This is a genomic window from Paraglaciecola chathamensis S18K6 (genome assembly GCA_000314955.1).
GTDB lineage: Bacteria > Pseudomonadota > Gammaproteobacteria > Enterobacterales > Alteromonadaceae > Paraglaciecola > Paraglaciecola chathamensis.
The window spans coordinates 39,832-54,895 of the sequence record BAEM01000045.1 but is presented as its reverse complement, the minus strand read 5'-3'; the positions used below and the strand labels follow the sequence as shown (position 1 = coordinate 54,895).

General features: G+C 45.5%; 12 protein-coding genes. 7 read left to right on the top strand and 5 right to left on the bottom strand.

Annotated features, from left to right (window positions below):
* Positions 1 to 54: 54 nt before the first annotated feature.
* The 4 genes from fghA (at position 55) to GCHA_RS17410 (ending at position 8,016) form a co-directional block, all read left to right on the top strand.
* Complete coding sequence (gene fghA, locus GCHA_RS17425) at positions 55 to 897, top strand: S-formylglutathione hydrolase (RefSeq protein WP_007990623.1); 843 nt, start codon at positions 55 to 57, stop codon at positions 895 to 897.
* Positions 898 to 1,036: 139 nt separating this feature from the next.
* Positions 1,037 to 2,629 (top strand): glutamate--cysteine ligase, encoded by a 1,593-nt coding sequence (gene gshA / locus GCHA_RS17420; RefSeq protein WP_007990621.1) that lies wholly within the window; start codon positions 1,037 to 1,039, stop codon positions 2,627 to 2,629.
* Between the two features lie 310 nt (positions 2,630 to 2,939).
* The gene (locus GCHA_RS17415) at positions 2,940 to 5,435 is read left to right on the top strand and encodes a glycoside hydrolase family 2 TIM barrel-domain containing protein (RefSeq protein WP_318249013.1); all 2,496 of its coding nucleotides are present in this window, start codon (positions 2,940 to 2,942) and stop codon (positions 5,433 to 5,435) included.
* 250 nt (positions 5,436 to 5,685) lie between these two features.
* Positions 5,686 to 8,016, top strand: a complete 2,331-nt coding sequence (locus GCHA_RS17410) for a beta-galactosidase (protein WP_039992732.1) — start codon at positions 5,686 to 5,688, stop codon at positions 8,014 to 8,016.
* Between the two features lie 155 nt (positions 8,017 to 8,171).
* Here the strand turns inward: GCHA_RS17410 and GCHA_RS17405 are convergent, their stop codons facing one another.
* A complete protein-coding gene (locus GCHA_RS17405; protein ID WP_007990616.1) occupies positions 8,172 to 9,131 on the bottom strand; it encodes a LysR family transcriptional regulator in 960 nt (319 codons plus the stop codon).
* A gap of 149 nt (positions 9,132 to 9,280) precedes the next feature.
* Between GCHA_RS17405 and GCHA_RS17400 the strand changes: the two genes are divergently transcribed.
* Positions 9,281 to 10,114, top strand: a complete 834-nt coding sequence (locus GCHA_RS17400; protein WP_007990614.1) for a DUF4437 domain-containing protein — start codon at positions 9,281 to 9,283, stop codon at positions 10,112 to 10,114.
* On the opposite strand, the gene GCHA_RS17395 is transcribed toward GCHA_RS17400, so the two are convergent.
* Entirely contained in the window at positions 10,111 to 10,698 is a 588-nt protein-coding gene (locus tag GCHA_RS17395) for a TetR/AcrR family transcriptional regulator (protein ID WP_007990612.1), read from the bottom strand. The genes GCHA_RS17400 and GCHA_RS17395 overlap by 4 nt on opposite strands.
* 96 nt (positions 10,699 to 10,794) lie before the next feature.
* Between GCHA_RS17395 and GCHA_RS17390 the strand changes: the two genes are divergently transcribed.
* A complete protein-coding gene (locus GCHA_RS17390; RefSeq protein WP_007990610.1) occupies positions 10,795 to 11,253 on the top strand; it encodes a cupin domain-containing protein in 459 nt (152 codons plus the stop codon).
* Between the two features lie 151 nt (positions 11,254 to 11,404).
* On the opposite strand, the gene GCHA_RS17385 is transcribed toward GCHA_RS17390, so the two are convergent.
* Positions 11,405 to 12,712, bottom strand: coding sequence for a short-chain fatty acid transporter (locus GCHA_RS17385; protein WP_007990608.1), 1,308 nt, complete (start codon positions 12,710 to 12,712; stop codon positions 11,405 to 11,407).
* Between the two features lie 273 nt (positions 12,713 to 12,985).
* Between GCHA_RS17385 and GCHA_RS17380 the strand changes: the two genes are divergently transcribed.
* Positions 12,986 to 13,912, top strand: coding sequence for a bestrophin family protein (locus GCHA_RS17380; protein ID WP_007990606.1), 927 nt, complete (start codon positions 12,986 to 12,988; stop codon positions 13,910 to 13,912).
* 225 nt (positions 13,913 to 14,137) lie between these two features.
* Here GCHA_RS17380 and GCHA_RS17375 read toward each other — a convergent pair whose 3' ends face one another.
* Both GCHA_RS17375 and GCHA_RS23240 read right to left on the bottom strand, forming a co-directional pair.
* Entirely contained in the window at positions 14,138 to 14,563 is a 426-nt protein-coding gene (locus GCHA_RS17375; RefSeq protein WP_007990601.1) for a GNAT family N-acetyltransferase, read from the bottom strand.
* A 31-nt stretch (positions 14,564 to 14,594) separates the two neighbouring features.
* The gene (locus tag GCHA_RS23240) at positions 14,595 to 15,062 is read right to left on the bottom strand and encodes an NAD(P)-dependent oxidoreductase (protein WP_318249012.1); all 468 of its coding nucleotides are present in this window, start codon (positions 15,060 to 15,062) and stop codon (positions 14,595 to 14,597) included.
* Between the last annotated feature and the right edge of the window lie 2 nt (positions 15,063 to 15,064).

Below are 15,064 nucleotides of genomic sequence, written 5' to 3'. Positions count from 1 at the left end.
TAACGATAGAACAATAAAGCCATAACGGCTTCTAGATGAGTTTTAGGTGAGCATATGACAATTGAAAATCTCTCTGTAAACAAAAGTTTTGCTGGTTGGCATAAACAATATAGTCACCAATCAAAAACGCTTAATTGCACTATGCGCTTCGCGATTTATTTACCGCCGCAAATCTCAAGCGGTAGTAAAGTACCCGTTTTGTACTGGTTGTCAGGCTTGACCTGCACCGATGAAAACTTCATGCAAAAAGCCGGTGCACAGCGCATTGCGGCTGAACTAGGCATCGCGATTGTCGCCCCTGATACCAGCCCTCGCGGAGACGACGTAGCAGACGACGAAGGCTACGACTTAGGCAAAGGTGCAGGTTTTTACGTGAATGCGACTCAGGCCCCTTGGGATCGCCATTACCAAATGTATGATTATGTGGTAAATGAGTTGCCACAGCTAATTGAAGCGACATTTCCTGTATCGGATAAACGTGCCATTTCCGGTCATTCAATGGGGGGCCATGGAGCGCTTACTATTGCACTGCGTAACCCAGCTCGTTACACATCTGTGTCGGCATTTAGCCCGATCAGCAATCCACTGAACTGCCCTTGGGGTGAAAAAGCGTTTAGCGCTTATTTGGGTAAAGACAGAGCGACATGGCGTGAATACGATGCTAGTGAGCTCATGCGCGCAGCCACTCAGTTTGTACCTGCTTTGGTTGACCAAGGGGCGTCTGATGATTTCCTAACTGAGCAGTTGAAGCCCGAAGCGTTGCAAAGTGCTGCAAATACTAGCGGTTATCCCTTAGCGCTGAATTTGCATGAAGGCTACGATCACAGTTACTACTTTATCAGTAGTTTTATCGAAGGGCATTTACGCTTTCACGCTGAGCATTTGAACAAGGCGTAAGCCCAAAGCCAATTCTCTCGCAGTTATCCTTGTTGGTTCAGTACCAAAGAAGGTGAGCGCTTGCGCTTACCTTTACACAAGTTTACCTGCTTACTTACTTTTGCCGTTTTTGATTAATTCATACAGATGGAAGAATGTTTTGACTGATTTGTCTCACTCTCGTTGGCAGTGCCTACTAGCGCCAGAAAACCTCTCTTTGCTTACGCAAATACAACGTGGAATCGAAAAAGAAGGGTTGAGAGTCACGCCCAGCGCAACCATTGCACAGTCAAAGCATCCTAAAGCGTTAGGCTCTCCCCTAACGCACCCTTGTATTACCACGGATTATTCAGAGGCCTTGCTTGAATTTATCACGCCGGTATTTCAGAACCTGGAAGGCTGCATAGATTACTTAAGCAGTTTACATGCATTCACTGTGCGTCAGCTTGATGATGAATACCTATGGCCCGCCAGCATGCCGTGTCGATTATCAGGGGGTGAGAGTATTCCTATTGCCGAGTATGGCAGCTCCAATATCGGGCAAATGAAACATGCTTATCGTCAAGGGCTAGGGAATCGTTACGGACGGACTATGCAATCTATTGCGGGCATTCATTACAATTTTTCTATGCCTGACGCGTTTTGGGTTGAGCATCAGAGAAGCTGCGGGGATACAGGGGATTTGGCCACCTTTAAATCAAACCGCTACTTTGATCTCATTCGTAATTTTCGCCGCCACGGGTGGTTACTTATTTACCTATTTGGTGCGTCGCCAAGCTTAGATAAAAGCTTTCTTGAGAAAAACGGACAAAACGCTCACAACTTAGCACGTTATAACAACAGCTTGGGGCTACCTTATGCCACCTCGCTGCGAATGAGTGATTTGGGGTACCAAAGTAAAGCTCAGCGTGATTTGCACATTCGCTATGATGATTTACCCAGTTACCTTCATGACCTGAATCGCGCCATTGAAACCCGCTACCCAGGCTACGAACAGATTGGCATAAAGGTGAACGGTCGCTACCGTCAACTAAATAGCAATATTCTGCAAATTGAGAATGAATACTACAGCGAAATTCGCCCAAAACGAGTAACAAAAGGCACTGAAACGCCTAGTCAAGCGCTCAAAAATAGAGGGGTTGAATACATTGAAGTACGAATACTCGATACCAACCCATTGCTACCAGTGGGGATCGATGCCGAACAAATTCGCTTTTTAGACACCTTTTTGCTGTATTGCTTGATGGCTGATAGCCCAGTGTTATCCAGTGAGGAGTGCGCTGAAATCAAACATAATCAGCAGCGAGTAGCACTAGAGGGGCGTAACCCTGCTCTGCAGCTACTGAAAAACGGCCAGTCGTTAGGCTTGAAGCTTGTTGCAAAGCAACTATTGGCTGAAATGAAATCTTTTGCTGCACAGCTTGATAGCGCCCATCAAAACAGCATGAACCCGGCCGTTACCGCGCACAGCTACCAATACGCTCTAGATGCTCAGATGAGTAAAGTTGAAAACAGCGCATTAACGCCATCAGCCAAGCTCATGCAAGAAACCCAAGAGGGTGAAGAATTCGTAGCGTCAATGCTGACAAGGGCTAAGCGCCATCAGCAATACTTTCTCGCTCAAGATAACGACAACGACTTGGAAGCTGAACTTCATTTAGCCGCGGTGGAGTCGTTGATTCAGCAAGACCAAATAGAAGCGCATGAGCACCACAGCTTTGATGAGTTTCTACGTATGCAATATTCTGCCTAGCGTTGGGCGCAGCTGTTCAACATACAAACGGATTTTCGTTAGCCTGCTAGTTATTAAACTAAATAGGATTATCGCAACTTAATATTGCTAATAAGGTATTGTTAACAAAATGTTGTTAACAATATTTCAATAATGTACCTTATTCATTTACGAATGTGATAAGGGTTAAATGTAATGGATTTTGTTGTTATAGGGCGTATTAAGATATTTTTAATTACACTAGTTTCACTTTTTCATATTGGGCTGCGCGCCTCACGAGAGCTCATCAAATCAAAGTGTGCCGGTTGATGATAAGGCGCTCTCTATCGCGGTGAACAAGCACAGCCAAGATCACCAGCGGGTGGCGCGTGATTTCAATCGCGATTGGCTATTTTCCCTTAGTGATAACACGCAATATAGCAACACAAATTTTGACGACAGTGCATGGCGAACGCTTGACCTTCCTCACGATTGGAGCGTAGAACTCGCCTTTGATAAGCAAAAGGGTGACGGCGCTACAGGCTACTTACCTGGTGGAGTAGGCTGGTATCGCAAGCACTTTACTACCCCGAGCAACTCATCAGATCAGCCTAAAGCGCAGCAGCGACACTTCGTATACTTCGATGGCGTGTATAACCGTTCAGACGTTTACCTAAACGGACAAAAACTAGGCGCTCAAGAATACGGTTACACGCCATTTTACTACGATGTTACCGATGTATTAGCACCAGAAGGTGAAGACAACGTGATCGCTGTCAGGGTCAATCATTCTCGGTATATTGACAGTCGTTGGTACACAGGCTCAGGCATTTACCGAGACGTTGAGTTCATTACCACAGGTGCGCTGCACATTCCTATTTGGGGCTCCTATGTGCTCACACCCAGCATCACAGATAGCAACGCACACGTAGTGCTGGCCACCAAAATCGCCAACGCTCAAGCACAATCTGCCCAGTTCACCGTGCAATCGTATATTGAAAATGCTCAGCAGCAGGTAGTTGCTAAGCACGAGCAAGTGCATCAACTCGCGGCCAACAGTACGCTAACCGCTAACCAAGAGATGAACATTGCGCGGCCCATTCGTTGGGATATTAATAACCCGTATCAGTACACTGTGGTCAGTAGGATTTTACAAAACGACCGTGTTATCGATGAATATCGTACTCATTTTGGTATACGAGAACTGCGTTTCGATGCCGATAAAGGCTTCTTTCTTAATGGCCGCTCATTAAAAATAAAAGGGGTGAATTTGCATCACGACGCTGGGTTGGTAGGTAGCGCTGTACCGGATGACGTTTGGCGTCGTCGTTTACTAAAATTAAAGGAGGCCGGGGTCAACGCAATACGCGTAGCACATAACCCTTCTTCACAAGCGTTTTTAGATTTGTGTGACGAGCTGGGCTTGATGGTACAAGTAGAAATATTTGACGAGTGGGACAATCCCAAAGACAAACGCTTGAATCAACAAGAACGTCATTCAGATGATATTAGCCGAGGTTATGCCGATATTTTTGCCCGAGACGCGAAGCAAGACTTAACTGCAGCAGTCACCCGTGATCGTAATCACCCATCGGTGATCATGTGGAGCATTGGCAATGAAATTGAATGGACCTATCCACGTTATGCAGCGGCTACGGGTTATTTTGATATGAATGCAGGGGGAAATTACTTTTTTAACCCGCCGTTTATCACGACTGAAGAAATAACCCGCCGCTTCCATCAAAGCTCTGAGGGGGAACATGTACTGGCCAAAACGGCTAAAAAATTGTCTGAGTGGGTCAAAGCGTTAGACACATCACGTCCGGTGACCGCCAATTTAATTTTACCTTCCGTGAGCCATATTTCCGGCTACGCAGATGCGCTTGATGTGATTGGGTACAGTTATCGGCGTGTGATATACGATTATGGGCATGAGCGTTACCCTGACAAAATGATTATGGGCACAGAAAACGTTCCCCAATGGCATGAATGGAAAGCGGTAATGGAACGTGATTTTATCGGCGGTACGTTTTTATGGACGGGTATTGATTACCTTGGGGAAGCACATAACCAATGGCCTAAGAAGTCGAGCGCCACAGGTTTGTTGGACCTAGCAGGCTTTGATAAGCCCGCATATCATTTATTTAAAAGCCTATGGAATGAGACGCCTCACCTGTACTTAACCACCCAAACAATGCCATTGTCACCCTATAAATTGGACGATAACGGCGATGTAGTAGAGAAGAAGAAAGATGCCTGGCAACAATATGTATGGGGCTGGCACGACGTTAATCACCACTGGAATTATAACAAGGATACGCTTGTCGCCATTGAGGTGTACACCAATTGTGCTGAAGTAGAGCTGTTGGTAAATGGTCAATCAAAAGGGGTTAAACAGCTTGCTGATTTTCCTGATCGAATTATGAAATGGGCAGTGCCGTATACACAGGGCAGGGTGCAGGCGAAAGGCCTAGGAACCTGCCAAACGCAAGATCAGCTGCAAACTGCCGCAAATGCCAGTCAAATAAACCTACACGCGGATCGCCAAGTATTACCCGCAGATGGCTATGGGGTTGCACATATTGAATTGCAGTTGCAAGACAACCAAGGCAGACCAGTTGTTCTAGATGAGCAAACTATACAGTTTGATATTACCGGCCCTGTGACAGTACTAGGTGTGGATAACGGCGCACCAGACAGTTTACAACCTTACCGGGCCGAACAAGTGACCACGGCAAAAGGACGTGCGCTTTTGATGTTGCAATCAACGCTAACCCCTGGCGAAGTCACAGTGACGGCCAGTAGTTCAGGGGTAAAAGCAGCTTCATTGCACTTAACGGTTAAATGACGACAGGCAGTCAAGCCTATCAACATCTTAGCAAAACGTAGGTAAAGGTGCGCATTGGCTATGTTCCGTGTAGCTGTTTTACGAGCAGCTATGCGCGCCGAATTTTGCCAATGCTAACGATAACTAAAACGCGAAAGATACGAAGACAGAATACGACGGAAACAAAATTTAATTCTTATTTAAATAATGTTTTTTACATATAAATAATATATTATTGAATCTTGTTAACAATAAACAATGGTGTTCGCCGATGTCAAAACTATCTCACGGACTGTTACTGTCGCTTCTTACTGCAGGGTTAAGTGCATGTAACAATGACGTTTCCTCGAATAGCGTTAAACCGTCTGCTTCGAATCAACAAAATAATGAACTAGTGATGTTAGCTGATTTTGAAGAGGCTGCGTTGCCTAGCTGGATCCAACGGGATCATATTCAAGCTCAAATAACGAAAGCCGCAGGCATCACCAGTGGCAATCAGGCGATTGAGCTAACATTCGACTCAGGCTCAGAGTATTCAACGTTATCTCTTCAACCAGCCAAACCTTGGGATTTCTCTTTATTGGGCGATATGAACCTCGCTTTTGATGCCACAAACACAAGCGATGTGTCGGTTCATTTATATCTTCGGGTGAATGATACGCACCAAATGCAAACCAGAAGTATCTCGATCCCAGCTCATAGCAGTGCCACCTACTATGCTGATTTGAGCGGCCCACAAATTTCCTTAGACAGTGGTTTACGAGCCGATCCACCGGCTTGGTCGTCGGATGAATTTAGAATGCCATATATGACCGGTAATAAGCTCTTAGATACTAGTGAAATAAAAGAAGTGAGCTTTTACATTTCATCGAATATTCAAGACAAGCAAGTCATCTTGGACAATGTAAGAGCAAGAAGTAATCCGGCCATCGACCCCGAGTATTTAGTGGGGTTAGTGGACGCATTTGGTCAACCTGCAAAATCTAATTTCAAAGATAAAGTGAAATCTGACAGCCATTTAAAACAACTTGCCGAAGAAGAGCTAGCTGATTTAGCGGCTAACCCGGTATTAGCGGACCGTTCTAAATACGGCGGCTGGAAGAACGGCCCAAAATTAGAAGCCACAGGATTTTTTAGAACAGAAAAGGTTAACGGCGTTTGGTCTTTAGTTGACCCTGAAGGATATTTGTTCTTCTCATCGGGTATTGCCAATATTCGTATTGCTAACACTACAACATTAACAGGGGTCGACTTCAAAGACGATCAGGTACGCTATATTGACCCTGAAGATGTTACCCCGGAAGACTCTTTGGGAATACGGCCTGTTTCTGCAAAAGCGCAAAAGACGCGCTATATCTCATCTGAATTACGACACAGTATGTTCAATTGGCTACCAGATTATGACGATGAATTAGCCGATCATTATTCATATAGAAGAAGTACGCATAAAGGCCCTTTAGCACATGGTGAAACCTTTAGCTTTTATCAGGCTAATTTAGAGCGTCGCTACGGAGAACGTTATCCAGAGTCGTTCATTGATGACTGGGAAGATGTGACCATTAAACGCATGCGCAGCTGGGGAATGACATCATTTGGAAATTGGGTGGACCCAGAATTTTATCATAAAAACCAGTTTCCCTATTTTGCCAATGGTTGGATTATTGGGGATTTCAAAACTGTTACCGCCGATGGACATGGTTGGTCGCCGATGCCGGACCCTTACGATCCAGAGTTTGCCCGACGCGCGAAAGTCACGACGCAAGTCATTGCCGACGAGGTCAAAAACAATCCGTGGTGTATAGGCGTGTTTATTGATAATGAAAAAAGCTGGGGTAATCCAGCGAGTATAGAAAGCCATTATCGTATCCCTATTCAAAACTTTAAAATGGATGCGAGCCAAAGCCCAGCTAAAGCTGAGTTTACTAAGTTGCTGCAAGATAAATATGGAGATATTGCAACGCTTAATCGTGCATGGGAAACCAATATTCCTTCTTGGGATTCGTTCGCCAAAAAATTTGATGTAGAGCAAATCAACGATGCCATGATTGAAGATATGTCGGTTATTCTTGAAACCTACACCAGCCAATATTTTGAGGTGGTCAATAGCGCATTAAGAGAAGTTATGCCAAATCACTTATACATGGGTGTGCGAATGGCCGCTTGGAGCATCAACCCTGAAGGGGTTCGTGCAGCTAAAAAATACGTGGATGTGATGAGTTATAACTACTATCGAGAAGGTATGCATGACTCAACTTGGGATATTCTTCCACAGATAGATATGCCGAGCATTATTGGGGAATACCACTTTGGTGCGATGGATACGGGACTGTACCACCCGGGGTTAATTCACTCTTCTGACCAAAAAGATCGCGCAAGAGGGTATCAAGCTTACATGCGTAAAGTAATAGACAACCCCTATATGGTGGGGGCGCATTGGTTCCAATACACAGATTCGCCCGTTACTGGCCGTGCGTACGACGGTGAGAATTACAATGTAGGCTTTGTTACTAACGCAGATGTACCCTATAAAGAAATGGTTGAAGCGGCGCGAGAGATAAATCAAGAATTGTATCCGCGAAAATTCAAAGACGCAGTTAAATAACGCTCTCGATCAGAGCTTGTCTAAAAGACGGCATCGCTGCCGTCTTTTTCATTATTTCTGTTACCTTAATATAAAACTAACGCTGACTTGTATTTTTAACTCTGACTCCAATTCTCATTCTCACTCCAGTTCTCACTTCAACTTTATAGCTGCCTTTAGCTTTCCTGTGCTTCTGGCCATTCGTCTTCGTCTAAGAGTTTATTGGCAATTAACTGTGCCCTTAAATCGTTAATGTGGTGTTTGAGTTCATCACGAATAAGACGAATAGCAGGCGATATTAGCTGCCGGCTAGGCAATACTAACCACATTTCCGTTAACGGGATTTTATACTCGGGCATGAGCCGCTTAAGCCGACCTGCTAGTAAATCTTGGGCCACATCTATGGCTGATTTTTTGGCAATACCTTCGCCGTCAACACACCAGCGCCTGACAATATCCCCATCGTTAACGGCTCGGTCACTGTTCATTTTAATTTTGTATTTTTGCTCATGTTGATAAAGCTCCCAACCGTCGTGTACTACTTCATAAAGTTTGTATAGGAGCGCATTATGATGGGGCAGGTCGTCAGGGGTTTGTGGCTCACCATGCCTTGCAATATAGGTGGGGGCAGCGCAGAGCATATGGGGGATGTTACACACCTTGAAGCCATATAAGTTGAGATCTTTTGCTGCATCTTTAGTGATTGCGCGCAAGGCAACATCAACACCGTCACGATAAAAATCGGCGCGACTGTCACTTGCGTGCAGGCGCAATGTAACCGTGTTGTATTTACGCATAATATTGTTGAGCAAAACACGCATTAAATTTCGGCCCATTTCTGATGAAACGGCCATACGGACTTCGCCTGTGATTGATTGCTGCTCTTCGTTAATTAATACCTGACCTTGTTGCAACAAATCTAACGCCTGCTGACAAAGGGGTAAATAGCGTTCGCCTTCAGTTGTCAGGCGCAATTGCCGCGTGGTTCGTACAAACAATTGCGCGCCCAGCTCCTGTTCAACGCGTTTAAGCGACACGCTGGCCGCTGATGAGCTCATATCTAATTGGTTGGCCGCAGCGGTAATAGAATGAAGTTCGGCGACTTTTAGTAATACATGTAAATCAGCAATTTTCATTTCGGTCTCTTGTGTATCGGCATTGAACTACTATGCTGTGTTTTGGCTATTATCCACGTTTTCGCGAAAGTGTATTGGAGATTTGCCCGTTTATCGAATGAATTTTTCAGCATAACATGCACCCATACTAACTTAACGGAGAAAACCCAATGATAAAATTACCTAATGTAGCCCCAATAGCCTTCACCACTGCGTTAATCGCAGCGCTTTTAACACCAGTTGCTTTTGCAGACGAGCCTGCGTCAAAAGTCGTTGCCGCGAGCGATATTAAATGGGGGTACCTTAACCCACTTCGCGGCGATAAAAGCCCGGGGGCAGCGGATCTTTGGGGCAATCGCACCACAGATACCGCAACGGGAATGCTAGTTCGCTTTAATAAAGGGTTTGAGTCTCCACCGCATATTCACAACATTACCTACCGCGGCATTGTGATTGAAGGGCAAATGCACAATGATGACCCCAGTGCTGAAAAAATGTGGATGCCAGCTGGCTCGTTCTGGACACAGCCCGCAGGTGAAAATCACACAACAGCGGCGAACGCTGATACGAATCTAATTTACCTTGAAATCGACTCGGGGCCTTATCTTGTCAAGCCATCGAATGAAAAATTCGATAATGGCGAGCGCCCGTTAAATCTACACAAAGATAATATGGTGTGGTTAGCCGATAGCGATTTAAATCAGATTAATGTTGATGGTGTGCAGTCTACTTACCTGTGGGGAAATACTGCTGACATGAATGGCTCAATGGTTAAATTACCTGCAGGCTTTAACGGTGACATTACCACCAACGCAAATGAGTTTCGAGCCGTCGTCATAGCCGGTGCGGTTGAGTACAGCTCAAATGAGCAAAGCGAGGCTCAAGCGCTAAGTGCAGGCAGCTATGTAGAATCAAAAGGGAATTTTACCCACAGTATTGCAAACAAAGCAGATACCCCAGCGGTTATCTACATTCGCACTAATAGTAAATACCAAGTCAATTAAGCAGGATTTTGAGATAGGTTTTTTGAACCTAAGTATGCGAGGGATTGCGTGACAAACAATTGGCCACACTCTGTGGCCATTTGGCTATCAAATTCAAAGTGCATACGGTAATAACGCCAACTACTGGCACTCATAACATAGCGCAAATTAGCCGCTGTTTTTTTGATGTCGTCAGCTGAGACATATGAAAAGTGATTTTTGAGCAAATCTTCTAACGCTTGAAGACGCTGCTTGGTATTGGCGTTTAACACGCGAGGAAGCAAGTCAGCACTGAGCAGAACCATGACTTTTCTGGGCTGTGCGTCAAGCTTTGCATAGAGTGTGGCAATGTACGAGGGGAGGGCATCGACCTCATCAGGAACATTCGGCATGTCTAACTCAGCATACAGCCTAGCGGTGAGGGCATCTAAGAATGCTTCTCGCGTGGTAAAGTAGCGAAACATTGTGCGCTGTGAAATATCGGCTTGTTCGGCAACTTTTTTAAAACTCAGTTCATCAATGTCGCAGCGCTTTAATAGCTCCCAGGCTGCATCAAGCAGTAAATTAACGGTGAATGCGGCTTTCTTCTCTTGCAGTAGGCTCATAAATATCCAATTGTCATAACCTATGTCAACTTGACTTATTATGTGTCAATTACTATTTTTTAGCTAGACCCTAAGCTAACGAAAAGGAATGAGTCAATGGCAATACAACCTATCATCAAGCGAGCCCAAGAAGGAAAGTGGCTAAATGTGCTTGGCATGCAACTGCAGTTTTTATGCACCAGCGATGACACCCAAGGTCGTTATTCGAGCATGCTTAATACCGTGCCAAAAGGGTGTGGTGCGCCGCCCCATCAGCACCCATGGGATGAAGCTTTTTATGTGTTAAAAGGTGAGGTGGAGTTTCAGGTAGGGGATGAAGTTTATCTGCTCAAACCGGGAGATTATATATTGTCTCCGGCCGATACTACTCACGCATTTACCGGTTTGTCTGACGAAGAAGGGTTAATGATCGCCTTTGAATCACCTGGACACTCCCATCGCTTCTTTAAAGAAATCAACGATACCGTTACCGAACTTCCAAATGATTTGGTGAAAATGCCTGCAATTGGCCAGCGCCATAAGGTGAGCTTTGTATCACAACAGGATAAGCGATAAGGCAACAAAAGGCTTTAATCTCTATTTAAGATACAGTGTTCACTTTTGTGTGAGGGAGTGCGCGGAGCAGAGTTTATGGCTTTCCCTACAGAGAAAACCAAATGAAATTGCTTTGCCTGACGCTTATTCCAAGTATTTATTGTTTTGTTCTTTAAACAAAGCGCAGCACCAAGCCAATGATGAGCCCGGTGACAATAAGCTGTACCAAGCAAAAGCCCATAATATCTTTGGCCTTTAGCCCAGCAATGGCTAGCACGGGCAACGCCCAAAACGGTTGGATTAAATTTGTCCACGCATCGCCCCACGCCACTGCCATGGCAACGCGGTTTACATCTGCGCCAAGTTCAGCTGCTGCGGGCAAGATAACCGGGGCTTGTACTGCCCATTGCCCGCCGCCTGAAGGCACAAAAACATTGACGATACCGGCACTGATGAAGCTCCATACTGGTAGCGATTCGGCGCTGGCAAAACTAATTAACCACTGAGACATGCTTTGGGCCAATCCTGACTGCACCATGACGGCCATAATGCCAGCGTAAAAAGGAAACTGAATAATAATACCGCTTCCACCTTGAATGGCTTGTTGAAGACTGTGCAGCAAACGTTTGGGGGTGCCGTGTAGCACTATAGCTAAAAATAAAAAGAGACTGTTAACTATATTCAGATTAAGGCCGCCGCCTTGGGCGAAGTAGTTCACTAGGTAGGCAATGCCGACGAAACCACCAATGACTGCCAATAGCTTACTGTTCTCTAGTTTATCTGCTGGTCTTGTATTGGCCGCAGTTGGCATAGGCTCATCGCGCAGCTTATCTGGGCTGACGATAATGCTCTCGTCTGCAGGGGGCAACATCATGCGATTAACAAGGGGAACTACAACAAATAGGATACCGAGTAATGTGAGGTTAAAGCCGCTGAAAATAGTGTTGCCTGTGGCGATCACGCCGATTTGGTTTTCACTAAAGTGCCCACGTGTGGCAATTGTCAGGGGGATTGAGCCGGCTAAACCGCCATGCCAGACCACAAAGCCTGAATATGCACTGGCCACCAACAAGCGATAATCTACCTGCGTGTTGCGGGCAAGCGCTTTGGCGAACAGTGCCCCAATAACTAAACCAAACCCCCAGTTTATCCAACTGGCGGTGAGTGATATCAAAGTGACTAAGACGATCGCTTTACCTGGGGTATTACCTAGTTTCGCTAGGCGCGCCAAAATGTTTTTCATTAAAGGGGTGCTGGCCAACATAAACCCGCTGACGAGTACTAGCAGCATTTGCATAGAAAAGCTCAGTAAGCCCCATAAGCCGTTGCCCCATTGGTCTATGACGGTCATTAGCGGTTGTTGCTCAACAATGACCGCGGCGCCTATGGTGATTAGCGTTAACAAGAGTACGAAAATATAAGGGTCGGGGAGATAACGTTCTACTAATTTTATAAAAGGTTTTGCGGCACGGTTTAGCATATAGAACGCCTACAACATATTGATAACAAGACGTATCTTAGCGTATTTTAAGTCAAAGTATATGCCTTGGTATTGTTGCTGGAAAGCCGGTGACACAGTTGGCGATAACGCGTGACATGAAGCAGCGTATCAGGTTTTAACCCACACCCTGAATTAGCCTGAAAAAAACCAATAAGTACAAACCTATCTATTCAATCTATTAACAAACTAACGAGGGGTTTGCCTTTATAATACCTAGCTTGATGCATGTGCAATACCCAGCTTGAGGCACTTATGATAGTTCGCGATACCCCTCATTCATTTAGGTTGTTTTTTATTTTGCGTGGGTCGGTTTTACCGCTCATCTACGGAAAAATTCTGTTCATTACATTGCTGGGCGTGGCAGTGTCGGTGGCTCAACATTTTTACCCTAAAGTATTCCCTGATTTTACCCTTGCACCTGTGGCTTTGTTTGGTGTCGCGCTGTCGCTGTTTCTTGGTTTTAGAAATAATGCTAGTTACGATCGTTGGTGGGAGGGGCGTAAGCAGTGGGGGCAATTGGTGGTGGCCTCGCGCAGTTTATCGCGCCAATTGGTGTCTTACATTGACGGCAGTGAAAAAGCAGGTGCTGATGCACAAAAATATGCCATTAAGCTATCCATTGCCTTTGTTCACGCACTGCGCCATAAACTTCGTAATACTGATGCATGGCCCGACATACAAGGGTATGTCACTGAACAAGACACACCATTCTTGCGCGCAGCAAACAGCCTTCCAGATGCCATATTGCGTTTGATCTCGCTAAAAATCAGGCAGTGCCGGGAGCAAGGTTTGTTGTCAGACATTTTGCAAGTGAGCTTGCATGAGCACATTACTGCGATGGCAGAAGTGCAGGCGGCGTGTGAGCGAATTCAAACTACCCCGCTGCCATTCGCGTACATGTTACTCGTGCAGCGTACGGCGTACTTGTATTGCTTCATTTTACCCTTTGGCATCGTAGCGACTCAGGGCTTAGTCACGCCTTTGTTCAGCGCTATTATTGCCTACACCTTTTTTGGTTTAGATGCGTTAAGCGAAGAGTTGGCCGCGCCTTTTGGTCTGTCTGCAAATCACTTACCTTTGCACGCTATTTCGCGGACGATAGAAATTAACCTGTTGGATATACTCGGTGAGAAGCCATTACCTGATCCTATCGAAGCAAAAAAACACCGCCTAGCCTAGTGTGCGTTAGACTCCAAATATAAAGGCAGCGTGAACGCAATTTTGATTGGTATCTTTTGGATGGATGGATGGATGGATGGATGGTTGCTTGGTTATTTACTTATTCAGAAATACGTTAGCTAAGGCGTGCTCGCACCCTTTTTTTTATCGCCTGCACAGCAAACAGGCTAAGAGAAAACGCTCAACGGTTATCGCGACAACCCTTAACCGTTTTTATAGTAACGCCTAACGAACGTTTGCTGCCATATGATAAAAGCGTTCATCTTCGCTGCGTATCGTAAAACCATTTCTTGTATACAGCGTGATGGCAGGGCTTATTTTTAATACTCGCAAGGTGAGGGTATTGACGTTGGCGTTAGCGGCTATGCGCTTTGCTTCCTTTACCGCTGCTTTACCAATACCTCGATTTTGAAAGGTGGGTAGCACTTGAAGATCTCGTAAAATATACCCTTCATCGCCGGTCGCTAATCTCATCACACCGACTACTTCTTGCTGAAACACGATATCGAGGTTTTCCAGTTCCTGGGTCACTTCAAGTACTTTAGCCACATTCCAATCTGGGGCGAATTGTTCATAGTAGACACGCATATTCTCATAGGTGAAACGTGCTGCCCGGTGAAGGTTTTCAGTTGCTACAAAGGTGATACTCACTAAGCCTCCTTGTTAGTCGTGGTTACAGCGCTCAGTAACCAAGTTCTCTGTCCACTGCGCCAATCAACGGCGTTTGATTAATGTAACGCTGCACATTGGCCAGTAAAACTTGGCCTGCGCTATCGTCTTGGGTTACCGCAGCGATATGCGGAGTCACCAAAACCTGAGGGTGCTGCCATAGTGGGTGAGTTTCAGGCAGTGGCTCGATAGCAAATACATCGAGCACTGCATGGGCCAAATGCTCTGCGTCCAGCAGCGTGATTACATCTTCTGGAATAAGTTGTTCACCGCGCCCTACATTAATGATGCTTGCCCCTTTAGGTAATAGGCTCAAGGTATTTAAATTGAGTATGCCCCGTGTTTCTGGTGTGAGCGGTACTAAGGACACTAGAATATCTGTTTGAGATAAAAACTCGGGCAATTCCTTATCGCCGCTAAAGCAGTTTACCTGACTCACTTGTTTCGGGCTGCGACTCCAGCCATTGACGCTAAAACCCAAAT

Excerpts from the sequence above, each read along its gene's own strand:
- fghA (WP_007990623.1), top strand. The coding sequence starts at position 55 with ATGACAATTGAAAATCTCTCTGTAAACAAAAGTTTTGCTGGTTGGCAT.
- GCHA_RS17410 (WP_039992732.1), top strand. The coding sequence starts at position 5,686 with ATGTCAAAACTATCTCACGGACTGTTACTGTCGCTTCTTACTGCAGGG.
- GCHA_RS17405 (WP_007990616.1), bottom strand. The coding sequence starts at position 9,131 with ATGAAAATTGCTGATTTACATGTATTACTAAAAGTCGCCGAACTTCAT.
- GCHA_RS17400 (WP_007990614.1), top strand. The coding sequence starts at position 9,281 with ATGATAAAATTACCTAATGTAGCCCCAATAGCCTTCACCACTGCGTTA.
- GCHA_RS17395 (WP_007990612.1), bottom strand. The coding sequence starts at position 10,698 with ATGAGCCTACTGCAAGAGAAGAAAGCCGCATTCACCGTTAATTTACTG.
- GCHA_RS17390 (WP_007990610.1), top strand. The coding sequence starts at position 10,795 with ATGGCAATACAACCTATCATCAAGCGAGCCCAAGAAGGAAAGTGGCTA.
- GCHA_RS17385 (WP_007990608.1), bottom strand. The coding sequence starts at position 12,712 with ATGCTAAACCGTGCCGCAAAACCTTTTATAAAATTAGTAGAACGTTAT.
- GCHA_RS17380 (WP_007990606.1), top strand. The coding sequence starts at position 12,986 with ATGATAGTTCGCGATACCCCTCATTCATTTAGGTTGTTTTTTATTTTG.